Genomic DNA, 23,831 nt, shown 5'->3' with positions numbered 1-23,831 from the left:
AATTTAGTAAATATTTCGCTATAATTTCCGGCTTACTGTTGTAATTTTGATAGCCATAAATAGGTGGACACTCGTCAATGGATCAAGCCCCACAATCTAGACTTAAAGAGTTAATAACCAAAGGTAAAGAGCAAGGTTATTTAACTTTTGCAGAAGTTAACGATCATCTCCCTCAGGATATTATCGATTCCGATCAAGTTGAAGACATCATTCGAATGATTAACGACATGGGTATTCAGGTGTTTGAAAACGCACCGGATAACGACACGTTAATGATGAGTGAAGCAAATACTGATGAGGATGCTGCTGAAGCTGCAGCACAAGCACTTGCTACCGTTGAAAGTGAAATCGGTCGTACTACAGACCCTGTGCGTATGTATATGCGTGAAATGGGTACCGTAGAACTACTGACTCGTAAAGGCGAAATTGTTATCGCCAAGCGCATCGAAGAAGGTATCAAAGAAGTACAACGCAGCGTTTCAGAATACCCACCAGCAATTAATTACTTGCTTGAGCAGTGGGATAATTTTGAAGCTGAAGAAGTACGCTTAAGCGATATTATCGTTGGCTTTTTAGACCCAGATGCTGAAGACGAAGAAATTCCTGCGGCAGCAACTCATATCGGTTCTGAATTATCGAAAGAAGACTTAGAAGATGAAGATAAGTCTGACGATGATGATGAAGATGAGGAAGAAGAAGATACCGGTCCTTGTCCTGAAGAAGCCCGTGAAAAATTCAATGCCTTACGTGCGGCATACGAACATGCCAATAGTGTAATTAAAGCTAAAGGCCGCGGTCATACTAGTGCACAAGCGGCAATCGATGAGTTAGCTGAAGTATTTAAAGAATTCAGAATCGTACCAAAAGTATTTGACCGACTAGTGAAAAACATGCGTAGTGTTATGGACCGTTTACGTGTTCAAGAACGCTTGATCATGAAACACTGTGTGGTTGGTGCTGGTATGCCAAAAACAACCTTCATCAAAATCTTCCCAGGTAATGAAACCTCGAAAGATTGGTTTGAAGAGCAAAAGTCAGCCGGTTTACCTCATTCAAAAAGAATGTCGGATATCGAGTTAGATGTTGAACGCTGCATCTATAAACTGAACATGTTAGAAGAAGAGACTTATCTCAATGTTCACGGCATTAAAGACATTAACCGTCGTATGTCGATCGGCGAAGCGAAAGCTCGTCGTGCGAAAAAAGAAATGGTCGAAGCTAACTTACGTTTAGTTATCTCAATTGCGAAAAAATACACTAACCGTGGTTTACAGTTCTTGGATCTTATTCAAGAAGGTAACATCGGCTTAATGAAAGCCGTTGATAAGTTTGAATATCGTCGTGGTTATAAGTTCTCAACTTATGCTACGTGGTGGATACGCCAAGCAATAACTCGTTCAATTGCCGATCAGGCCCGTACTATTCGTATTCCAGTACACATGATTGAAACGATTAACAAACTTAACCGTATTTCACGTCAGATGTTACAAGAAATGGGTCGTGAGCCAACACCTGAAGAATTAGCTGAACGCATGATCATGCCGGAAGATAAAATTCGTAAAGTGTTGAAAATCGCTAAAGAGCCAATTTCAATGGAAACGCCAATTGGTGACGATGAAGATTCGCACTTAGGTGACTTTATTGAAGACGGTAGCGGTGAATTACCTGTTGACTCAGCAACCTCTGAAAACTTGAAAGACGCAACACATGAAGTACTAGCTGGTTTAACCGCTCGTGAAGCTAAAGTGTTAAGAATGCGTTTTGGTATCGATATGAACACCGATCATACCTTGGAAGAAGTAGGTAAACAATTTGATGTAACACGTGAACGTATTCGTCAAATTGAAGCAAAAGCATTACGTAAATTGCGTCATCCTTCACGCTCAGAGCAACTGAAAAGTTTCTTAGACGGCGAGTAATTTTACAGTAGCTTTATGCTTACATACTGTCAAAATATAAAATCCAGCTAGTTGCTGGATTTTTTTTATCTTAAGTTTATGCTGAAAATTGCAACAAAAGTTGAAACAGAAATTAAAATAAAATGTCGAGAGCATTGAACAACCTCACTTATCTAAAGCACTTACACTTTACTCACTTAGCTGATGCTTTGACGAGGTCAAAAACGCTTGATCTGTTAATGTATCAAGGAATGCCAATAAGTCCTGCTTCTCTTCTGCTGTTAGTTCGAAACCTTTAATGAACTGACTTTTTAATGGGTTAGCTCGGCCATCTCCTTGATATAAACCATGCGCAATATTGCGTCCGCCAGCTGCATAAATATCAATAACCTCTGATAATGTTGCAACACTACCATCATGCATATAGGGCCCAGAGTAACGAATATTGCGTAGCGTTGGGGCACGAAAACGGCCATTGTCTTTTGCCAGAGTAGATATTTCAGCTAGCCCGATATCTTTTTGAGGGTATCCAGCACTACTGCCCTCGACGTTATATAAGCCCGTGTTATGAAATGGTCTACGATCGAGTAATTGTTGTTCATGACCAGTAGACTGAGTAAAATTAAATCCACCATGACAATGGTGACACTCTAAACGCTCAGAAAAAAACAAATCCATACCGCGAATAGCAGATGCAGAAATAGCATCATCATCACCGAAATAAGCATAGCGATCGAAAGGAGAATTCAAGGAAATAAGGCTACGTACATAACTGGCCAATGCTTTTACTATCAGCTCAAAACTTAGCGGCTGTCCATCAAATGCCTGCTCAAATAATGCTTGATAAACTTGGCTATCAAATCGAGCCAATACTTTTGCTTCATGCCCAGTGATCCCAAGCTCAATTGGTGACTCACCAAACATCGGTATTAATATCTGTCGCTCAAGGGTGGTAATACCATCATGTGCCCAGGTCAGGGTTTTATTGTAAGCGATATTAACTAGCGCAGGCGCATTTCGTCTATGTATTTCACCGGTAGAGCCTTGTGAAACACTCCGATTTTCGGCAAATGCAAACGCTTGAAAATGACATGACTCACATGACTGCTGCTGATTAGCTGATAAGCTTTTATCAAAAAATAATTTTTTCCCGAGTAATACCTTTGCCTCACTCATAGGGTTATCTTTAGGTACTTGAGGTTTAGGAAAGCCTTCGATAATAGGCCATTGGTAACTCGTTTGAGTGTTATTTGCCGTATCACAACTTAAAAGCATTGCACTTAATGCTATTAATATGGCGACAAAAACTAATTTATTCAACATCAACTCCTCTGTCAAAATGCTTAGTATTACCGGCATTAAATACCCCTGCCCCTATCGCTTCAGTTGAACTGTTGGTTGTTGATAAATTAAGAAATAATTGCTGACAGCTTTCACTATCTCTTGCTGACTGGCAGCTCGATGATGAGTCTAACGTTACTTTATTAAGTAGTTCAGCCAAGTTCAAATTGAGCACAAATTGCTTGCTATTGTTTTTAATGGCAGGCACTTCAAAATGAAAAACATTGGAATAACGGCAGCGCTCTTTCGGCGCTCTCATAACACTCGCGGATTGGCACCCTGTTGACCCTAAATGAAATAACCATTGCTCATTACTACTAGCAAGCTCAAGACGCATAAACTTGTGTCCTGTTTGCCAAACCCAGAACATTGACGGTAAATTGAGCGGGCTTTTTTGACTAATAGGATTTAAGTGATTACTTGCAAAAGGCAGCCCTAGGGTAAACTTCATACGGCTATTAGCTGTTATCTTGGTATCAGAGTGAAACTCAACCTGCCAATTTCCAGCACTATCTAAGCTACTAGCTGGCTTCGTTTGTCGACAGTTTTTCCCTAACAAAACGCTATTGTCAACTTGATAGAAGTTTGGTAATAAATTAACTTTTTCCCAAGCGGAGTTTTCTGAGCTAAATTGAATATCATGAATAAAAAACTGTAATTGCTCAACAAACCAAGTTTTTTTATCTTCTCCCGCAATAAATGTACTTTGGCAATCTAACGTATCATTTTGCCATAATAATTGTACTTTAATCTGTTGATTGCTATCAGGTGCTAAACTAAAGAAGTAGCCCACAGCACCGGTTAAAAATATCAGCATTGCTATAAATATATACTGTTTGTTACGTAACATAGGTTCCGCTCAATAATTTTTAAGCCTAAAAGTTAAAAAATTTCATCAAAGATAAAGCCACAACTAAAGAGCAAAAATATAAAAAGCAATTTAAATGCGCTAAAGTGATATATATAACACTTTATTAACATAAGGACTATCTGATGTTACGGTTAACATGGATAACTTTTGTTTTATTGACAATAGTAAATAGCCAGCTAACATTTGCCCACTCTGAACATGACAAAGCTCGCTTTGTTGCTGAAACAGGCAAAGATATTGGTAAATGCGAGCAAGTATTAAGACCTTGCCAAACTATTGCTTACGCTGTTCAACAAGCGAATAAAGGCGATAAAATACTTGTTGCAGCTGGTGAGTACAGCGTTAGCTCAAGTGAAGAACTATTTTATTTAAAAAGTGCTTTAGTGCCTATTTTTGGTGGCTACAACCGTTTCGATCATTTTCAGAGCCAAAGCCCAAACACCAACCCAACAGAACTCAAAAATATTCCAGTTGATATGGCAGAGCCTTTGCGTCAGCAAGGCTTTGTTGTATTGGCGGATGGTAAGTCACTATTTGCCGAGAATAGTCAAGAAAGTAAGACCTTACAAAGTAAGCTTGATAGTTACTACACCTTAAGTGAAGCACAAAGCGGTGTCGAGTGTGCTGATGGAGCCGCGGGGGATTTTGCTTGTAACAATATAGATTTACTTGCCCATATGCCATTAAATGCATTTTCTAGTCGTCCTAATACCGCCAATGACATTTGGGGCCATGTTGATTTAAATACAGGTGATGAATATGCACTTATTGGTTTACGCAATGGCGTAGCTGTAGTTAATGTTACTGATCCTGAAAATCCGATAGAAGTTGATACAATAGACGGAGCTAACTCAACATGGCGTGACATTAAAGTGTACCAGTACTTTGATAGTAGTATCAACGCTTGGCAAGCCTATGCTTACGCCACTATTGATAGCCCAAATAACCACGTTAGCATTATTAACCTCAATCAACTGCCTAACTCGGTAAGTTTGACCGAAAATAATCAAGAAGTAAGAAAAGCCCATAACGTTTATATCTCCAATGTTGATCACAGCCTTAACATTGCTTTGCCGGGTTTAACGCCAAGTTTACAGCTGATCGGCAGTGACAAATTTGGTGGTGCATTTATTAGTTACTCTTTAAAAACACCATCGACATTAACTAGGATGTCTAACAGTTATTTTGGCTCAGGTTATACACATGATGGTGCATCGATTAACATTACCGATAGCCGAAAAGACAACCAGTGTAATAGCCAAAGTGATAGCTGCACTATTTTTCTTGACTTCAACGCAGGAGCAATGAAACTTTGGAATATTTCTGATCCCAATAACATAAGCCAGCTGGCTAGCGTTTCCTACCCTAACGTTGCGTATACACACTCAGGTTGGGGCGGAGAACGTCAGCAGTCTGTATTTCTTCACGACGAATTGGATGAAAAGAACTTTGCTTTAAATACCACTGTTAGAGTATTTTCCATTGCTGACTTGAGTAATCCAGTTCTCGTAGGGCAATGGACAGGCCCTACGCGTGCCATTGACCACAATGGTTTTGTACGTGGCAACCGCTATTACCTATCAAACTATGAACGTGGCTTAACGGTACTCGATATCACTGATCCTGCAAGTCCTGTGGAAATAGGTTTTTTTGACACTTATACTCCTTCAGACAATTCTGGCTTTAATGGCGCTTGGGGCGTTTATCCTTTTTTACCCTCTGGCAATATATTAGTCAGTGATATTAACAGTGGTTTGTATATTTTAAAGGACCGCACTCAAGAGTCCAGCCAAGGTAAAATCAGCTTCGTCGACAATGTTATCAACGCTAATCAAGGCGAAACGTTAACGGTTAATGTACAACGCAGTAGCGCTAGTGCGCCAGATCAAGCCATCAGTGTTGCTTATCAACTACTACCAGGCAGTGCACGAGAAAACAGTGATTATACCCCTGTATCTGGCACATTAACTTGGGCAGCAAATGATGTTACAGATAAAACGATTGATATTAATATCGCAAGCGATCCAAGTGGGCAGGAGTTTAAAGAAACATTTTATGTGCGTCTAAGCCAACCTAGCAATAGCGCTACATTAGGCAGCAACAGCTATTTAACTGTTAATATTGATGGCCGCGATAACACAGGTTCATTAGCCTTCACTGCAACCAAAACCACGGTACCTGAGAACCAAGGCACGCTCGATATAACCATTGCACGTCAAGGCAGCGCTTTAGGTGCAGTATCTGTATCTTATTTATTAAGTTCTGGTACTGCTCTTATTGGTGAAGATGTTGAATCAGCTTCCGGAACGGTAAATTGGGCAGATGGTGACTCAGCAGAAAAGAGCATTAGCATCACTATTATTGATGATGTAGACAATGAAGCTAATGAAAGCTTTACCGTTGCCTTATCCCCAGTTGCCGGCAGTAACTTAGGTGCCATCACGCAGCATACCGTCACTATTTCAGATGATGATAGTAATTCGGCGCCTATTATAACGTTGTCAGAAAATAGAGAGGTAAACACTGGTGCTACAGTTAACGTAACCGCAACAGCAACGGACAATGAAAATGATCCAATGACCTATTTATGGCGACAAACATCAGGTACGAGCATAACACTCAATACTGCTAATACCTTAACAACAAATTTTGTTGCTCCCGCCAGCGAAGGTAATGTAGTACTTTCATTTACAGCAACCGACTCTAAGGGTCTATCGAGCGAAGAAAGCATAACATTGACTGTGATTGCCGTGCCTGTAGCACTCCCGATACCAAAAGAGGATAAGTCATCAGGTAGTGGCTCATTAAGCTATTTAATTCTGATCCTAGCTTCAGTATTTATTAGAAGGCAGTATAAACAAGCTACTTTTTATTGTTGAACGGCTAAGTTAATGCTTTAATCGTTCAACTAATGAACTATCAGACTCATTTATCAGGTTTTTTATCGTTATAGTGGTGACAACAAAATAAAAAATGCTTATACTTCTCGCCGCTTTGATAGACCTTTCGCGTTTATTAATGCAAAGTAGAGAAATGGCCCCTTAGCTCAGTTGGTTAGAGCATCCGACTCATAATCGGCAGGTCCCCTGTTCAAGTCAGGGAGGGGCCACCATTTTTAAAGACTTCTCTAGTAATAACCTACTAACACATACTCGCTTGTGCTACCTCTGTGCTACTAAATACCAAAAATTGATATTTCTTAATTATCACATAAGTAATTTATTCGATAAAGAGTGATTTTTCTACATTTAGCTTTTCATTGCCAATGATAATAATTCTAAGTCACAGGCCAATGAACTTTTTCATATTCATTAATGCCACAAATCAGACCTAATATTGACGAACGTTAATCTTAGTGAATGGCCTGCTAAGCCACTAAAGCGGGCATACACTTTTGAATTGTTAACGATCACTTTGTGCGCATTGCGGACTCTAGCAGTTTTTATTCTAACGTCCGCTTAACTAATAAAGCGGTCATTAGCATCGAAGATAACCTTGTGACTTCTGTTAGCCAAAAGCGGAAGTTAGCTTTTGAGCTAATAACAGCAGAGCAGAGATTCTAAAACTTCCTTTTCATTCAAAATTCACATCCATTCACAACTAAAATTATGACTAAAATTTTTGCATGGCGTTAGGTCTCAAATCCCCAAAGCAGACATTGGAATTATTTAAGTTTTGAATAAATAAGAGTATTAAGTCTAAGGCGCAATCGCCCCCAAAGCGGCACAGGAAGGTTATTATAGAATTACCCAATGACTACCTTTCAATTAAAAACAGGAGCTTTAACATATTCATTAAGGTATTGAAAAAAACAGTTTAATCAAAAGAAAAAAACGGCACATAAGTCAACTCTCAGCATTTAAATAAACTCATGATTTTGTTGGGTTTAATTTTTATGATGTTTATTCAAATGACAGATTCATACCTCGACCTAACCTCCATAACGAGATAGTTCTATCCGTCAGTCTTGTCACATTACGGACATTAAGTTCAGTATATTAATAAGCATGTTATGTCCGTTATAAGCCCTCATTGCCGACATTCATGTTCAATTTTAATGTTGACTATGAGCTTTAAAAAACAAACCTTTTATATAGGGGTTCTCACGACTTCAATTTTAATGATAACAAAGATGCTATAGCCACAAATATACTTGATATCCATAAACAGGCTTCTAGTCCATAATTTTGATATACCCAACCTGAAAGCACTGTTCCAATCAATCTCCCCATGGCATTAGCCATATAGTAAAAACCAACGTCAAGCGATACACCATCATTACCTGCATAACTGACAATTAAATAGCTATGCAAAGAAGAGTTAACAGCAAAAACAGCACCAAATATTAATAATCCTATAATGATTGAAGCTTGAATGTGAAAATTAAAGTGCAACGCTAAAGCTATAGCAGCAGGTATCACGGTTAGGTAGCTTGCCCACAAAAATGCAGATCTACCTGTTGGTACTTTGCCCTGATTTTTACCCGTAAAATAAGGCGCAAAGGATTGTACTATGCCATAGCCGATGACCCAACTCGCCATAAAACCGCCAACCCACCAATGATCCCAATTAAAGGTTACAGCTAAAAACACAGGTAATGCCACCACAAACCAAACATCTCTTGCGCCAAACAAAAACATTCGTGCCGCAGAAAGTATGTTGATTGATGAACTTTTCGAGAAAATATCTTTAAATTTTGGTTTGTTTTTCGCTTTACCTAAATCTTCTTTTAAAGTGATTAAACTAAATACCCATACGATGGCTAAAAGTGAAGCCATTAAGATGATTGCACCTTTAAATTCTAGTAAGGTTAATAGCAACCCTCCCAAAAAGAATCCAACTCCTTTTAGTGCATTTTTAGATCCAGTAAGTATAGCAACCCACTGGTATAGCTTACCTTCAGATCCTTCTGGCACTAGTAACTTAATAGAGCTTTTCGCACTCATTTTATTTAAATCTTTGGCAATACCTGATAATGCCTGTGCGACCATCACATAGATCACTGTTAGCATTTCAGCAGGAACAGCTAACATAGCAAGAGCGACTATCTGCATTCCTAAGCCAATATTCATGGTTTTATTTAAGCCAAGTTTTGCACCTAACCAACCACCAACAAGGTTAGTGATAACACCAAAGATTTCATAAAATAAAAACAGCATAGCAATATTTAAAGGGCTGTATCCTAATTGATGAAAATACAGCACTACGAGCATACGTAGCGCACCATCTGTTAAGGTAAACGCCCAATAATTACCTGTTATCACCAAGTATTGTTTTATTGATGGAGATAACGCTTTTAGTGATGAAAGCTCCATATTAATTAACCTTTATCTTCCAAGCCAACCATACGGGCTAATTCTGCGGTTCTATTGGCATAGCCCCATTCATTGTCATACCAAACATAAAGTTTTACTTGTGTACCATTTACCACCATCGTTGATAAGGCATCAATGATGCTAGAACGAGGATCAGTTTTATAATCAATTGATACTAGTGGTCGCTCTTCATATCCCATGATATTTTTTAACTGACCTTGGGATGCTTGTTTAAGTAATTGGTTTACTTCTTCAACCGTAGTGCCACGTTTAACTTCAAATACACAGTCGGTAATTGATGCATTCGTTAAAGGAACCCGTATTGCATGACCATTTAATTTTCCTTTTAATTCAGGAAAAATATGAGTAATTGCCGTAGCAGAACCTGTTGTTGTTGGTATTAAACTTGTGCCACAAGAACGTGCTCTACGTAAATCTTTATGCGGAGCATCTATGATCGTTTGGGTATTGGTGATGTTATGAATGGTCGTCATTGAGCCATGTTTAATACCTATTTTTTCATGAATAACTTTAACTACTGGTGCTAAACAATTAGTGGTACATGAAGCTGCGGTAACAATAGGATGAATAGCTTTATCGTATAGTTCATCATTGACACCCATAACGATATTCAATACACCATCCTCTTTTACAGGGGCTGTAACCACCACTCGCTTTACACCTTGATCTAAATAGGCTTGTAACAACGCTTTAGTTTTTATTTTTCCTGATGCCTCAATAACCACATCACAGTCAGACCAATCAGTGTCTTGAGTGGCTTTGTTTTGCGTGCAAGGTATAGCGCTGCCATTGATGATTATTGAATCCCCCTCATGAGTAGCCTCATGATGCCAACGACCATGTACTGAATCAAACGTCATTAAGTGTGCAAGTGTTTCTGCATTTCCCGCAGGATCATTGATTTGAATAATCTCTATATCATCCCAATCAAATGCCGCTCGCATTGATAAACGTCCCATACGGCCAAAACCGTTAATGCCAATTTTAATCGTCATAAGTGTGTCCTAAAATTATAAATATGAATTAAAGTAATCGAGTTGAACTGGATGTTTTAGAGCTTTATGTCGTATTTTTTGAACTTCTTCAATAACCTTTTCACCAGACCAACCAAACGCTAATAAAATAAGTCCAATCACTAATCCTGTTCTGCCAGAGCCACCTTTGCAGTGAACTGCAATGATGCCCTTGTTATTTATCACGTCTAAGATGTTAGCCTTTTGAGCATTCCACTGTGATTCAAAGGCTTGGCTTGGAGCTGCATCATCTAAAATAGGTAGTTGAACCCATTCAATGCCTTGCCTTTCACATTCAGTTGGTAAAGAGAGTGCATTATTTTTTTCCATTTCTTCATCAAACATCAAAGTAATAAGCATGTTTGTACCTGCATCTTTAAGTGTTGAAATAGAGCCTGATAAAATAACTTCTTTCGTGCCAGGGCAAGGGGTAAATATAAGTTGAGCACCATTTTCAAGTGCTAAAATATCAAATGGATGTGTTTGCATATTATTTCCTAAAGGATGAATTTATAGAGCTATGTTTTTATCTAAACCAATTTTGTGTACGATTAATGATATAAACTAATGACAACATAACAGGCACTTCCACAAGTACACCTACGACTGTTGCGAGTGCAGCTCCTGAATGTAATCCGAAAAGTGATATTGCTACAGCAACAGCCATTTCAAAAAAGTTAGATGTTCCGATTAACGATGCTGGTGCGGCAATGTTATGGGGTAATTTCATCCATTTTGCAGCTAAATATGCAATACCGAAAATACCGTATGTTTGAATCATTAAGGGAATAGCGATTAAACCGATGATTTCAGGCTCAGAAAGAATAGTATTCGCTTGAAAGCCAAATAATAAAACTACAGTGCCTAACAAGCCGATAACTGACCAAGGCTTTAACGTAGATAAAAAGGTATTTAGCTCTACTTCGCCATGGCCTTTATTCAATATTTTACGTGTTACGACACCAGCAATTAATGGCAGGAGTACATAAAGTACAACAGAAATTACCAAGGTCTCCCAAGGGACTTGAATATCGCTCACGCCAAGTAAAAATGCAGTAATAGGCGCAAAAGCAAATATCATGATAACGTCATTTACTGATACTTGAACCAAGGTATAGTTCGGATCACCTTTAGTTAGCTGTGACCATACAAATACCATTGCAGTACATGGGGCTACCCCTAATAAAATCATCCCTGCGATATATTCTTGAGCAGAAGCAGGATCAACTAGATCAGCAAAAAGGAAATTAAAGAATATCCAGCCTAAACCAGCCATGGTGAAAGGCTTAATCAACCAGTTTATGACAATAGTTAACACAAGTCCTTTAGGGTTTTTACCAACATCTTTGATCGCTGAAAAGTCAATTTGAACCATCATGGGATAAATCATCACCCAAATAAAAACAGCGACCACAATATTTACGTGTGCAATCTCAAAGTTGGCAATCACTTGAAAAGCATCAGGTTGCCATAAGCCTAATACCACACCAAGCACAATGCTTAAGCCAACCCAAACTAATAAATAACGTTCAAAAATACCCATTATTAAATCCTTTATTCATTCTTTATAGAAAATTTATTTACAGAAACTTGCTCGATCAGGTCTATTTTGCATGTTAGCTAAACGCTGAAGTTCGTTACTGATCATAGGAATATTATTTTCTGTAGTTTGTGCAATAACTGACTTAGCCCATAGTGGAAGTTCAGGGTTAATACGATAAAACACCCATTGACCATGTTTTCTATCGGTTATCACCTTAGCTTTCTTTAGAACAGCAAGGTTACGTGACACCTTAGGTTGGCTATCTTCATCCATAGCTTCCATTAGTTCGCAAACACAAAGTTCACCGTGGTAATGAGTCAACATTAGCGTTTTCAGTCTAATATTATCGGTTAGGCTTTTATAAAAAGAGAGGGGTTCAAAGCCATTAAGTTGATCATTTTGTGTGTTAACTAATGTTTCTGTAGCACCACTACTGATATTTTTTTCTTCAACCAAAAGAAACATAGATAAGCGGTTATTAAGCTCATTTAATGTAGTAGAAAAAGGGTTACTGCCAGAACGTTCTTTTGGATCAGGAAAATCCCATGCTAATTGCTTAACGGCATTGGGGTAGCTGCGACATTCATTATTGGCTTTGTCACATAGAGTAATAACATAATCAAAAACTTGACCTTTAAAGACATTCATATTTTTAGAAACTAAATTATTAGTATCTAAACCAAACTTCCCTAACGCATCAATAGCACGAGGATCAACTGTATCAGGCTGAGTACCTGCACTATAAACATCATACTTATCACCAGCTTTATGTCTTAGTAAGGCTTCCGCCATTTGAGACCTAGCCGAGTTTCCAGTACATAGAAAAAGGACTTTTTGTTTACTTATATTTTTCATGAGAAATCAACAACAACAAAACATACGAATAATTATATATACGAAAAACAATATATACAATACCATTGTTATATTTTACTAATTCATGAGGCTAGAAAACAACGATGAAATATTAGGTGGATTAATTTTAATAGGTATTGGTTTTAAAAGCTTATACCTGTAATTTATATGTTTACCATTTGACTAAAAGCGAGAAGTATATGATTACAATAGGTAAATTAGCTAAAAAGCTAAATGTCAATATTGAAACTATTCGATTTTATGAAAAAAAAGGACTTATTTCGCAACCACTAAAACCTGAAAGTGGTTACAGGTTATACAGCGAAGCCATAGCAAACCAGCTTCAGTTTATTTTTAAAGCCAAAGCGTTAGGCTTTACGCTGAACGAAATATCTTCACTAATGTCAATGGACGGAGACTGTAAACAAGTCGAATCATTTGGTTTACAAAAATTAGATATTATTCGACATAAAATAGCTGATTTACAACGTCTAGAAAGTGTTATTAGCGAAATGACTAATTCATGTAAAACCAACCGAGACCAATCATCTTGCCCTATTATTGATTCATTAAAGTAGCTGTTGACTCCGTACTTATATACGGAGTTTATCGTAAGTATAAATTACTTAGGAATGATTATTAATGATAAACAAGTTACTCGATAAAATTGGCTCTGGTGGCGTTTGGCTAGCAGCTCTTAGCTGTACTGCCTGCTTTCCAGCATTAGGTTCTTTAACTTCAGCACTTGGCTTGGGATTTCTTTCGTCTTTCGAAGGTATTGCAGTAAATACATTACTACCTATTTTCGCTTCACTTGCGTTACTCGTAAATATCTATAATTGGTATCACAAGAAAAACCATTTAAGAGGATCGTTAAGCATTATTGGTCCTATCGCTGTTTTACTAACGCTATACCCTTTGTGGCAATATGGTTGGAGTACCTATTTATTCTACTTTGGCATAAGTTTAATGGTCGTAATGTCAGTATTAGATATTGTAAAACCTATAAAGGAGCGAATATGCAAAGTGTAAAATTAAACTCAACAATAACTTGTCCTGAGTGTGGTCATAGTAAAACAGAAAACATGCCAACCAATGCCTGTCAGTGGTTCTATGAATGTGAATCATGCAAAGTATTATTAAAGCCTTTAAAAGGTGATTGCTGCGTTTTTTGTTCTTATGGAGCTGTTAAATGTCCACCAATTCAAGAAGGACAAGATTGCTGTAATAGCTAACCACCATAGTCATCCGTCAGATTTGAGCGAACATAAAATAAATCCGTAGCATGCTACTGTAGTAGCTCTAAAGTCTTCCACACTAATAAGAGAAGATGTTCTCTCAAAACAACGAGCCTTTAACAGGTTTAGTTAAAATGTCTTTTCATCTTTGAAAGTATTTCTAATTGTTTTTTGAGTCTCTACATATTTCGTCTACGAACTCAAATTCCAGTGTGGTATGTTCAAGATGAAAAGGGCTAAGTCGTGTTGATATTTCATGCTTTATTGCCATATACTCTTGTTGATCAAAATAATGATTCACAACTAAATGAGCAGTAAGTACATGCCTTTCTCCATCAAGGGACCATAAATGGAAATGATGAATATCTTCAATATACTTCAATGATGATAATTCAATTTTTATTTTTTCTTGAATGGCTTGCTCAGGTGTTGCTTGTAAAAACAGACGTATTGCAGTATGGAGGTTTTTTAAGACATTAAAAAGAATAAATAAGGTAAATCCGATTGAAAGTATCGGATCAAGTATTGGCAGTTCGATAAACATTAGAACGATAGAAACAATTAATACGGCTACCCAACCTAAAACGTCTTCCAGTAAATGCCAATTAAGTACACGTTCGTTTAATGTTTTCCCGTCACTTAATTTGAAAGCAGCATAACCATTAACAATCACCCCTAATATCGCTAACCATAACATGCCTTGAGCATCAGGCATCTCTGGCGATAGCAATCGAGGGAATGAGATGGTTAACACCCAAATCGATCCAGCGATTAAGACAACACCATTAATAAGTGCGCCTAATAGAGAGAAGCGATGGTAGCCGTAACTAAACATTTTATCATGGCTTTTCTTGCTGAGTTTATTTAATCCCCATGCGAGACCGATGGATAAACTATCTCCTAAATCGTGAACCGCATCTGCCATTATTGCGGTGCTGTTGGTTAACCAGCCGCCAATAAATTCGATAATAGTAAAACAAACATTTAATATAAATGCCCAGCCAATACGACTTGAAGACATATCTTTAGGAATATGACTGTGTCCATGGCTAGTTGAGTGTTGATGTAAATTGTCGGACATTACTTTCTCCTATAAATTGATATCCCGTAGCGAATACCTACGGGATATCTAGTTAAAGCAAACAGTTATATTTACTTTAACCAAGCAGAACTACCTTCTCATTTCTTCAATCCTACCTTTAGAAAACCAACCATAAAGTACGGGGAGGACAAATAAAGTAAGGAAGGTCGCGGTGACCAAACCACCAACAATTACCGTGGCTAATGGTCGTTGTATCTCAGAGCCGACACCACTTGACATGATAATAGGAATCAAACCAAGGGCGGAAGTAATCGCTGTCATCAGTACAGGGCGAAGTCTTGATATAGCGCCTTCGTAAACGGCTTTGGCAATACTTTCCGTACCTGTCTGAATGCGTAAATTAATCGCTTCAACCATAACCACGCCATTAAGAACAGCAACACCAAATAAGGTAATAAAACCAATCGAGCTAGGTACAGATAGGTATTGACCAGAAATATACAAGGCGACAATCCCACCAATCATAGCTAAAGGTAAATTAACGAGGATGAGCATGGCTTGACCAACGCTGGAAAAAGCAAAATATAATAACAACGCAATAATGCCAATAGAAAGTGGAACAACAATAGTGAGGCGTTGTTGTGCTCGTTGTTGATTTTCAAATTGACCACCAATATCAACAGAATAACCGGGAGGTAAATCAACCTTACTTGCAATTGCTTCTCGAATATCTTTTACGACACTACCCATGTCTCGCCCTTGTACATTGGCTTGAATAACAACGCGTCGTTGGACATCATCTCGGCGTACCTGAGGAGGGCCTGATTCAATGGCAATATCTGCAACATCACCTAATCGCACCCATGCACCTGTTGGAGCTTGTAGTCGTAAATCAGCAATAGTTTGTTGCTGATCTCTAAACTCTTTGCCTATCCGCAGATAAATATCATAACGTTCATTACCATTAATGACTTGTCCTACTTCCTGACCACCGATACCATTTCGAACTAATCTCATGACATCACCAATCGATAAACCATATCTAGACAATTGACGACGGTTTGGTCTGACGACTAACTGAGATTCACCTGCTATTGGTTCCATAGCTACATCCCTTGCACCATCAACCCCTTGAATAGCATTAACAATAGCCTGACCTTGCTGAGCAAGAATATCGAGATCTGCACCAAATAGTTTTATTGCTAACTGTGCTTTAACACCAGAAAGTAATTCATCTACTCTTGTTGCGATAGGTTGAGAGAAATTCAGTAGTAAGCCAGGGAATTGCTCAAGTTTTATTTCCATCAAACCTTGTAGTTCATGGCGTGTTTTTGCACTCGTCCACTCTGCTGTAGGCTTGAGACCAATATAGATTTCAATATTACTCACTGGCTCAGGATCACCACCAATTTCTGCTCGACCTATACGACTGGTAGCATAAATTACTTCAGGAAATTCAAGTAATATTTTTTCCAATTTAGGTGAAACGGAGAGGGCAGTAGCTAAGCTGGTTGAAGGAGCCATTGTTACACGTAAATTAATAGTGCCTTCTTCAAGCTCAGGTACAAATTCAGTGCCTAAATTTGGCACTAGAAATAAGGTACCAACAAGTAAGACTCCAGCCCCCATTAGAACTACTTTTTTGGCGTTCATCGCTTTTGTTAAACTAATGCGGTAAATATTTTCTAGCAGACTAACGATAGGGCTGGTTCGTGCTTTAAAACCTCGTTGAAACAGGTAACTTGCCAAGGCAGGTACAACAATGAGTGATACGGCTAAAGACGCCACCATAGCAATCATAATACTAATCGCCATCGGTTGAAATAGTTTACCTTCGACTCCTTCTAAGCTAAACAAAGGTGCAAAAACCACCATGATAATTGTTACCGCAAAAAATACAGGTTTAGCTACTTCTCTTGCTGCAATTTGTATACGCAAACTAACATCGGTATCTTTTTCGACATCAAAAGGGTTCTCACTGTCATGCATTCCTTCATGACGACGGTCTGGCTGACTAAGATGTTTGAAAATATTTTCCATCATCACCACCGCACCATCGACCATCATACCAATAGCAACCGCTAAACCACCCAGTGACATTAAATTTGCAGACAAACCATTGTAAGCCATTAGCATTAAGGCCATACCAACAGAAAGTGGAATAGAAATAAGAACCAGTAAAACTGCGCGTACATTCAGTAAAAAAAGTACCAATACAATAACAATAAAGATAAAAGCCATTGTCAATGCTTCAGCTACCGTGCTAACTGCTTTTTCAATTAAATCCGCTTGGTCATAAATAGGTTCAAACGTTACACCTTTTGGCAGGGCTTGTTGAATGAGCGGGATTCTGTCTTTTATGCCATCAATGGCAACTTTAGTATTTGCGCCCATACGTTTTAAAACAATACCGGAAACAACTTCACCTAGGAATTTACTATCATTAGTACCGACACGTTTAGTCATTGTGACAGCGCCTTGTCTAATTTCGCTTCCAAATTCAATAGTTGCCACATCAGCAAGGTAAACAACAGTACCTGCAATCGTTTTGACAGGAATTTGTTTTAGTTCTTCTATGCCTTTTTCATCACTACTTAACCAACCGACACCTCGAATAATAAGTTGTTCTTGGCCTCTATCCATATACCAGCCACCAGCGTTATCATTATTATCTTCTAATGCATTAGCGATATCTTCTTGGGTCAATTGGTAAGCAAGTAAACGTGATGGATTAATATTTACTTGGTATTGTTTAACATTTCCACCAAAGGCTAAGACATCAGTAACTCCGTCTACTGGCATCAATAATAATTTAACCACCCAATCGTTTAGACTTCTAAGTGACATACTGTCATACCCAGAGTCTTCATCAGCGAGTAGTAAGTATTGATATACTTGCCCTAAGCCAGAGGTGTTTGGACCAATTTCAGGTGTACCAACACCTTCAGGTATTAATTCTTTTGCTGATTGCAATCGCTCAAAAACCAATTGACGAGCAAAATAAATATCGGTACCTTCTTTGAAGACAACCGTAATACCAGACAGCCCTGTTTTAGAAATAGAACGTACTTCTTCAACATCAGGTAATGCATACATTACGGCTTCAATGGGGAAAGTAATGAGTTGCTCTACTTCTTCCGAAGCTAAACCAGGTGCTTCAGTATTAATGGCCACCTGCACGTTGGTCACATCTGGAAATGCGTCCAAATTCAAACGTGGAATAGTAAAAAAGGCCGAAGCCGTTAACGCAATCAAGGCAAATATCACCAATAATCGGTTAGTGACAGACCAGTCAATCAAACGATTTAACATGTGTTAGTTCTCCAATTATCAATTAATGGTTATGAGCATCGAAACTGCCTTTGGCAATTTCTGCCGCGACATAAAAAGCACCCGTTGTAACGACTCTGGTGCCTGCTGGTAAACCCTTAATTTCACGTGATTTTCCCAGTTGTCGTCCCAATTCAACTTCGACACCTTTAAATTCGCCATTTTCTTCAACAAACACCATCCAATCACCATCACTACCACGCATTAATGCTTCTTCAGGCACAGTCAGAACTTTTTTGTCAGTTTCAAGGGCAAAATAGATATCAGCAAATAAACCGGGATGAAGCTTATGGCCGTCATTTTGAACCTGTAAACGTATAATGCGTGTGCGTGTTACTGGGTCTATGGTATGAGCTTTTTGAGTGACCGTAGCTATGTATGTATTGTTACCTACATTTACTTGCGCCTTTGAATTTTTGGGTAAGTCCAATTCCATTGATGGAGCTAAACGTGCTTCAACCCATAACGTATCCTCATCAGCCAGATCAAATAAAGTACCGCCGGATTCTATGCGTTGTCCTTGACGGAAATTATCAGATAATACAGCGCCAGAAGTCTCTGCGTTGAGGGTGTATTGTCCAAGTTTTTTAGTGCTGGTAGCCAAAGAGGTAATAGCGTCAGCAGATAAGCCAAACGCATACAATCGTCCTAAGTCAGCCTCAAAATCGGTCTGAGCTTCTATAAAGCGTTTATCACCTACCGCTTTTCGACCAAGTTTTTGAACCCTTTTCCATTCTGAATCAGCGAGCCTATAGCTGGCTTGTGCTTCAGCCATTGACTCACTAAATAGGGTGACTAACGGTTGATTGATTTCGACATGATCACCTAAAGCAACATAGCGTTTTAGTATCACTGAGTCGACTCTTGGCGAGACTAAATAACTGGTATAGTCATTCGCTTTTATCTCTCCTTGAGCATAAATACTGTAAGTCATCGCCTGAGGCTCTAGTACGGTTATGTTAATTTCAGCTAAATTTAATTGTTCCTTTGAAAGTTTAACTCCCGCACTTTCTTCTTCGTGTTCATTTTTACCTTCATGTCCATGCCCATCGTCTTTTTCTTCTTCGTGTTCATTTTTACCTTCATGTCCATGCCCATCGTCTTTTTCTTCTTTGTGTTCATTTTTAGCTTCATGTCCATGTCCATCATCTTTTTCTTCAACATGCTTTTCGGCTTTTTCAGATGATTGAACATTTGCAAATGTCGCAGTAGTTATGGTTGTTATCCCACAAAAAAGTGCGGCCAGCGTTATTAATTTAATTTGCTTATTCATATGTTTTTTCCAAAATTGGTTCATTGACTATTAATTGATTCTTGATAATGCCTTTAATATTCAAAGCTGAGATAATTGCAGAGTCGCGGCCTTAATTTGGCCTACCTGTAATAGCCAGTCGATTTGGCTTAATTGAAATTGACTTTGTAATTCAATACCAGCATTAAGACCTTCAGCACGTTGTTGTAATGCAAGTAAATATTCGGTAGTACTTACATCACCGCTTTGCCATTGCTTTTGCAGTAAATCGCCACTACGTTTTCCTCTTCCATCCATCAATTGTTGCCAACGTTGATAGTTTTTTTGATAAGTGATTAAGGTGTCAGTGCTTGATTGGATAGCAAATCTCTGTTTGCGCATAACGGAGCGAAAATTTGCTTCAGCAGCTATTGCTTGTTGATTCGCAGCTCTTGCTTGTGCTGAATAATTGTTACGGATATTCAAAGGCATTGAAAAAGTTACGCCTAGTACATTTTCCCTATCATTTTTGCCTGCGTTAAAACCTATAGTTGGGTCAGCTTTAGTTTCTAACAAAGCGAGTTGAGCATCACTTCTAGTTATTTGCCATTGTGCTTTTGCCGCTAAGACTAAGGGATGTTGTTCAAGCCATTGAGGTGAAAGTTGATAATTAGTGATAGTTAAACCTTGCGCAGGTATAACCTCTTTATCTGGCGTCCAATCTCGCAATAGCTCTTTGGTTTGGGCTTCGGCTTGTTTTAATTGAACTTGTACCTTTGCGGTAACATTCAACATTTGGGATAAACTTAAAAAAGTAAGTTCGGCATCTACTTGCCCTAGATCACCTGCTTTTTGACGGTCTTTAACTATATCAAGTAAGGTTTCTAACTGCTTTTCTTGTTCTTGGGCAATAACAGCTTGTTTTTTAGCTGCTTGCCAAGTAACTAACGCTTGTAAAGCTTGCGCTGTCTTTTCTTGAACAAGAAAGTCAAAGTGTTTGCTTGCTTGAGTTAAGCTAAAGTTAGCTTGTTGCTCTTTCGTTTCTCGCTTATCCCACCAATCAATCGTTTGATTAATACCAATAGAATAATTATTAGCGTCACCTTCTCGTTCATAACCTGTCTCTAATTCAGGATTATAAAGTGGTTGCTTGTTTCCTTCAGCATTTGAAAAAACAGCATTCATTTCTTCTTTGGCGGCAATAATATCGGGATGTTTGTTTATTTGCATCGATAACCAAGATGTCGATGTTGTTTGTGCATTTACGCTTTGTATATTAATTAAAATAGCCAAAGACATACTGACGCATAGCACAGCGCCAATATTTTTTTGAAAAAATATTTTCATAAATTAAACTCATATTTATTTAAATAGTGTTAACTAACGACAGTGAAATCGTAGTAGACACGAATATAAAGATGCTCAGCTAAACTGAGCTATTCTAATAGAGTTAACTTATAGGGGGGATTATTGGGTTATCGTGAAGAGGGCTTGAATATTGAAATAAATACCCATACTGATGTCCTATTTGATTTGGACGCTCGGTAAAAATTTGAGTTTGAACGAGCCACTGAGTATGAAATCCATGACAGTGTCCACAGTGATGGCAATCTTTAACGTTATGTTCATTGTCTGTAGATAGGTCGTTATCAACCACTTGATCATCAGATTCATGTGAATGTTCTATTTGGATATGCTGTACATCTAATTCATGAATTTCTTGTGAATTTGCAATAGCTACAAATGATTGTAATACAATCAAAATGACTAAAGTAAAATTCAGAAGCTTATTTTTCACAGCAAAACCTTTAATAATGAACATTCGTTACGTAATTCGTTAATTTAATATTGAAGTACTAAGATAATCATTTAACTTAAAAGTTATAAATATCCGACCTCAACAATTAAACATTATATTCCCTATAGTGACTATAGAGTCAATAGAATTGTTAAAATTAATTAGATAAAACGAGCATTTATCATTAATGGACAATATTTACTCGCTATAAGTCTATAGGCTAACACGAATGATTGGAGCTGTGCTGCCTGTTTAAATTGTAAAAGCTTAAGTTAAGTAGACTACGATTATAAAAATATTTTTAAATACTTTACTCTATAGTAACTATAGGTATTACAATTGATAATAATTATCATTTGGGCTGTAATATTTAAGGGCCATAGTATGCAATTTTGTTGGAACGTGCGATTAATAAGTCAAAAACATATCGGAATACAATCATTATTTTGTTTAGTGTTAATGGCGACTCTTTTATTTTCGAAGTTGAGTGTAGCTTCAACGGTTGATGAGGTTGCTCAACTACGCCAAATAGCACAATTGGCAGAGTATGTGGGGGTTGATTACGCATCAGCGGTTGAGAATGGTCAAGTAATTAACAATGATGAATACCAGGAAATGCTTGAATTCTCTCAATTGATAGTTGATAAAACGTCAAGTGATAATTATGTTATGCACTCTCTCAATGAGAAAGCATCGGCCTTACAAAGGGCTATTTCAACTAAAGAAAATGTAAATATTGTCAGGCAATTTGCTTCTGAACTACGAATTTCATTATTGGCTATGATGCCTGAGTTATCTATCCCTAAAAGATTACTGTCTAAAGAAGCTATGTTTTCTTTATTTGAAAATAACTGTGCGAGTTGTCATGGTATTTTAGGTCAAGGAAATGGTGTTTTAGCATCGGGATTAGAGCCTGCACCTACCGATTTTACCGATAAAAACCGTGCAGAAAACCGTTCACTTTTAGGGTTGTTTGATGCCATATCTAATGGGCTTGATGATACGGCTATGCCTGCCTTTACACAACTAAAAGAACAGCAGAAATGGTCCCTTGCATTTTATGTCGGTGGTTTTGCATTCCAATCATCAAGCGAATTCATCAAACCATCACAATCAATTTCATTACAAAACTGGATAAATTATAGTCCATTAAAATTATCTACAGAAACTGACGGATTAACGAAAAATGAAATTGAAGGGTTAAGAGCCGATCCAAAATTATTGTTTACCAATCAAAGTGGTCCTTTAGCTATAACCAAAACTCAATTAGCTGCCGCAAGCATTGCGTATAAAAATGAAGAGTATGAGAAGGCCAAAACACTTGCTGTGAGTGCTTATCTAGATGGTTTTGAATTAATTGAAAATAGTTTGGATGCACGAGACAAAAATTTACGTAAAAGCATCGAAGGAAACTTGATTAAGCTTCGTCAAGTGTTAAGTAACGCACAACAGATTAATCAACTTGAAAGCCTTATGGAAATTACTGTGAGGCAACTCAATGACGCGGAAGAACTTCTGACAGAAACTACTTTATCAAATGAGGCTCTTTTTACTGCAAGCTTAGTTATTTTGCTAAGAGAAGGTTTAGAAGCCTTGCTGGTTGTACTGGCTTTGATAACAGTATTAATTCGAACTAAACGTCATGATGTCTTAAAATATGTTCATTTTGGCTGGCTAAGTGCGCTATTAGCGGGTTTTGCTACTTGGGCGGCAGCCCAGTCAATGATCAGTATCAGTGGTGCAAGTCGAGAAGTCATGGAAGGTATTGCTGCAATGCTTGCAGCGTTAATGTTGTTCTATGTGGGGATCTGGATGCATAGCAAAACGAATGCTGAACATTGGCAGGCATACATTCAAAAGCACATTAATACACAATTAGAAGCAGGTACACTTTGGGGGTTAGCCGTGCTCTCATTTATCGCTGTTTACCGAGAGGTTTTTGAAACGGTTTTATTCTATCAATCACTGTTAACACAAGCTTCAACGACTCAATACTCATTTGTTATCGGTGGATTTTTATTCGGGATAGCTGTGTTATCGATTATTGCATGGGGAATGTTTAAATATTCTGTAAAATTGCCAATTGCTCGTTTCTTTTCAACAACAACATATCTCTTATTAGCACTGTCATTTATATTGATGGGAAAAGCAGTTTCAGCATTACAAGAGGCTGCCATTATTGGAATTTCTCCATTGCCAATTACTGTAGAGGTTGATTGGATTGGTGTTGGGTCTACTTGGGAAGGCATAATGGCACAGTTAACGATATTGGTTTTATTTATAGCCTATATGTATAGATCTAGAAGAAAACAAATATTGATTTAAGATAAATATG

Annotated in this window: 18 protein-coding genes and 1 tRNA gene; 7 read left to right on the top strand and 12 right to left on the bottom strand. The window is 37.9% G+C overall.

The features are described 5' to 3' along the window. Positions 1–77: 77 nt before the first annotated feature. Positions 78–1,919 carry an RNA polymerase sigma factor RpoD gene (gene rpoD / locus FGD67_RS15915; RefSeq protein WP_257172072.1) on the top strand — a complete coding sequence of 614 codons (1,842 nt, stop codon included), beginning with the start codon at positions 78–80 and terminating at the stop codon, positions 1,917–1,919. Between the two features lie 168 nt (positions 1,920–2,087). Here rpoD and FGD67_RS15910 read toward each other — a convergent pair whose 3' ends face one another. Together FGD67_RS15910 and FGD67_RS15905 are read right to left on the bottom strand one after the other, a co-directional pair. Continuing rightward, entirely contained in the window at positions 2,088–3,221 is a 1,134-nt protein-coding gene (locus tag FGD67_RS15910; protein ID WP_373567784.1) for an MbnH family di-heme enzyme, read from the bottom strand. Continuing rightward, on the bottom strand, positions 3,211–4,089 hold the full coding sequence (locus FGD67_RS15905) for an MbnP family copper-binding protein (RefSeq protein WP_257172071.1): 879 nt from the start codon (positions 4,087–4,089) through the stop codon (positions 3,211–3,213). Before FGD67_RS15905 ends, FGD67_RS15910 begins: the two co-directional genes overlap by 11 nt. Before the next feature lie 143 nt (positions 4,090–4,232). On the opposite strand from FGD67_RS15905, the gene FGD67_RS15900 reads away from it, so the two are divergent. Then, positions 4,233–6,989, top strand: coding sequence for a choice-of-anchor B family protein (locus FGD67_RS15900; RefSeq protein ID WP_257172070.1), 2,757 nt, complete (start codon positions 4,233–4,235; stop codon positions 6,987–6,989). A gap of 156 nt (positions 6,990–7,145) precedes the next feature. Then, a tRNA-Ile gene (locus FGD67_RS15895) sits at positions 7,146–7,222 on the top strand. A gap of 991 nt (positions 7,223–8,213) precedes the next feature. Here FGD67_RS15895 and arsJ read toward each other — a convergent pair. Genes arsJ through FGD67_RS15870 form a run of 5 tightly spaced genes read right to left on the bottom strand, consistent with a single transcriptional unit; the run spans position 8,214 to position 12,794 of the window. Further along, entirely contained in the window at positions 8,214–9,425 is a 1,212-nt protein-coding gene (gene arsJ, locus FGD67_RS15890) for an organoarsenical effux MFS transporter ArsJ (RefSeq protein ID WP_257172069.1), read from the bottom strand. A 5-nt stretch (positions 9,426–9,430) separates the two neighbouring features. Next, a complete protein-coding gene (locus FGD67_RS15885; protein WP_257172068.1) occupies positions 9,431–10,441 on the bottom strand; it encodes an ArsJ-associated glyceraldehyde-3-phosphate dehydrogenase in 1,011 nt (336 codons plus the stop codon). Between the two features lie 15 nt (positions 10,442–10,456). After that, complete coding sequence (locus FGD67_RS15880) at positions 10,457–10,948, bottom strand: tyrosine-protein phosphatase (protein WP_257172067.1); 492 nt, start codon at positions 10,946–10,948, stop codon at positions 10,457–10,459. Between the two features lie 37 nt (positions 10,949–10,985). Beyond that, positions 10,986–12,002 carry an ACR3 family arsenite efflux transporter gene (gene arsB / locus FGD67_RS15875; protein ID WP_257172066.1) on the bottom strand — a complete coding sequence of 339 codons (1,017 nt, stop codon included), beginning with the start codon at positions 12,000–12,002 and terminating at the stop codon, positions 10,986–10,988. A 33-nt stretch (positions 12,003–12,035) separates the two neighbouring features. Further along, positions 12,036–12,794, bottom strand: a complete 759-nt coding sequence (locus FGD67_RS15870; RefSeq protein WP_373567783.1) for a metalloregulator ArsR/SmtB family transcription factor — start codon at positions 12,792–12,794, stop codon at positions 12,036–12,038. A gap of 263 nt (positions 12,795–13,057) precedes the next feature. Here FGD67_RS15870 and FGD67_RS15865 point away from each other — a divergent pair, with 263 nt between their 5' ends. From FGD67_RS15865 to FGD67_RS15855, 3 genes are all read left to right on the top strand, one after another. Continuing rightward, entirely contained in the window at positions 13,058–13,435 is a 378-nt protein-coding gene (locus FGD67_RS15865; protein ID WP_257172064.1) for a MerR family transcriptional regulator, read from the top strand. Between the two features lie 64 nt (positions 13,436–13,499). Continuing rightward, positions 13,500–13,889: an organomercurial transporter MerC gene (gene merC / locus FGD67_RS15860; protein WP_257172063.1), complete on the top strand. Its 390-nt coding sequence runs from the start codon at positions 13,500–13,502 to the stop codon at positions 13,887–13,889. Next, positions 13,877–14,092 carry a GDCCVxC domain-containing (seleno)protein gene (locus FGD67_RS15855; RefSeq protein ID WP_257172062.1) on the top strand — a complete coding sequence of 72 codons (216 nt, stop codon included), beginning with the start codon at positions 13,877–13,879 and terminating at the stop codon, positions 14,090–14,092. Before merC ends, FGD67_RS15855 begins: the two co-directional genes overlap by 13 nt. 163 nt (positions 14,093–14,255) lie before the next feature. Here the strand turns inward: FGD67_RS15855 and FGD67_RS15850 are convergent, their stop codons facing one another. The 5 genes from FGD67_RS15850 to FGD67_RS15830 all read right to left on the bottom strand — a co-directional run bounded on the left by FGD67_RS15850 (position 14,256) and on the right by FGD67_RS15830 (position 21,496). Then, positions 14,256–15,176, bottom strand: a complete 921-nt coding sequence (locus tag FGD67_RS15850; RefSeq protein WP_257172061.1) for a cation diffusion facilitator family transporter — start codon at positions 15,174–15,176, stop codon at positions 14,256–14,258. Positions 15,177–15,266: 90 nt separating this feature from the next. Beyond that, positions 15,267–18,449, bottom strand: a complete 3,183-nt coding sequence (locus FGD67_RS15845) for an efflux RND transporter permease subunit (protein ID WP_257172060.1) — start codon at positions 18,447–18,449, stop codon at positions 15,267–15,269. Between the two features lie 22 nt (positions 18,450–18,471). Then, positions 18,472–19,740, bottom strand: coding sequence for an efflux RND transporter periplasmic adaptor subunit (locus tag FGD67_RS15840; RefSeq protein WP_257172059.1), 1,269 nt, complete (start codon positions 19,738–19,740; stop codon positions 18,472–18,474). Between the two features lie 60 nt (positions 19,741–19,800). After that, the gene (locus tag FGD67_RS15835) at positions 19,801–21,045 is read right to left on the bottom strand and encodes a TolC family protein (protein WP_257172058.1); all 1,245 of its coding nucleotides are present in this window, start codon (positions 21,043–21,045) and stop codon (positions 19,801–19,803) included. 103 nt (positions 21,046–21,148) lie between these two features. Beyond that, positions 21,149–21,496: a DUF2946 domain-containing protein gene (locus FGD67_RS15830; protein ID WP_257172057.1), complete on the bottom strand. Its 348-nt coding sequence runs from the start codon at positions 21,494–21,496 to the stop codon at positions 21,149–21,151. 384 nt (positions 21,497–21,880) lie between these two features. Here FGD67_RS15830 and FGD67_RS15825 point away from each other — a divergent pair, with 384 nt between their 5' ends. Then, the gene (locus FGD67_RS15825; RefSeq protein ID WP_257172056.1) at positions 21,881–23,821 is read left to right on the top strand and encodes an FTR1 family protein; all 1,941 of its coding nucleotides are present in this window, start codon (positions 21,881–21,883) and stop codon (positions 23,819–23,821) included. Positions 23,822–23,831 lie beyond the last annotated feature (10 nt).

This window comes from Colwellia sp. M166, assembly GCF_024585285.1.
GTDB lineage: Bacteria > Pseudomonadota > Gammaproteobacteria > Enterobacterales > Alteromonadaceae > Cognaticolwellia.
This window is presented reverse-complemented; position numbering and strand designations above follow the sequence as displayed.

Bases quoted from the DNA above. Each gene is read 5' to 3' on its own strand.
- rpoD (WP_257172072.1), top strand. From the start codon at position 78: ATGGATCAAGCCCCACAATCTAGACTTAAAGAGTTAATAACCAAAGGT.
- FGD67_RS15910 (WP_373567784.1), bottom strand. From the start codon at position 3,221: ATGTTGAATAAATTAGTTTTTGTCGCCATATTAATAGCATTAAGTGCA.
- FGD67_RS15905 (WP_257172071.1), bottom strand. From the start codon at position 4,089: ATGTTACGTAACAAACAGTATATATTTATAGCAATGCTGATATTTTTA.
- FGD67_RS15900 (WP_257172070.1), top strand. From the start codon at position 4,233: ATGTTACGGTTAACATGGATAACTTTTGTTTTATTGACAATAGTAAAT.
- arsJ (WP_257172069.1), bottom strand. From the start codon at position 9,425: ATGGAGCTTTCATCACTAAAAGCGTTATCTCCATCAATAAAACAATAC.
- FGD67_RS15885 (WP_257172068.1), bottom strand. From the start codon at position 10,441: ATGACGATTAAAATTGGCATTAACGGTTTTGGCCGTATGGGACGTTTA.
- FGD67_RS15880 (WP_257172067.1), bottom strand. From the start codon at position 10,948: ATGCAAACACATCCATTTGATATTTTAGCACTTGAAAATGGTGCTCAA.
- arsB (WP_257172066.1), bottom strand. From the start codon at position 12,002: ATGGGTATTTTTGAACGTTATTTATTAGTTTGGGTTGGCTTAAGCATT.
- FGD67_RS15870 (WP_373567783.1), bottom strand. From the start codon at position 12,794: ATGGCGGAAGCCTTACTAAGACATAAAGCTGGTGATAAGTATGATGTT.
- FGD67_RS15865 (WP_257172064.1), top strand. From the start codon at position 13,058: ATGATTACAATAGGTAAATTAGCTAAAAAGCTAAATGTCAATATTGAA.
- merC (WP_257172063.1), top strand. From the start codon at position 13,500: ATGATAAACAAGTTACTCGATAAAATTGGCTCTGGTGGCGTTTGGCTA.
- FGD67_RS15855 (WP_257172062.1), top strand. From the start codon at position 13,877: ATGCAAAGTGTAAAATTAAACTCAACAATAACTTGTCCTGAGTGTGGT.
- FGD67_RS15850 (WP_257172061.1), bottom strand. From the start codon at position 15,176: ATGTCCGACAATTTACATCAACACTCAACTAGCCATGGACACAGTCAT.
- FGD67_RS15845 (WP_257172060.1), bottom strand. From the start codon at position 18,449: ATGTTAAATCGTTTGATTGACTGGTCTGTCACTAACCGATTATTGGTG.
- FGD67_RS15840 (WP_257172059.1), bottom strand. From the start codon at position 19,740: ATGAATAAGCAAATTAAATTAATAACGCTGGCCGCACTTTTTTGTGGG.
- FGD67_RS15835 (WP_257172058.1), bottom strand. From the start codon at position 21,045: ATGAAAATATTTTTTCAAAAAAATATTGGCGCTGTGCTATGCGTCAGT.
- FGD67_RS15825 (WP_257172056.1), top strand. From the start codon at position 21,881: ATGCAATTTTGTTGGAACGTGCGATTAATAAGTCAAAAACATATCGGA.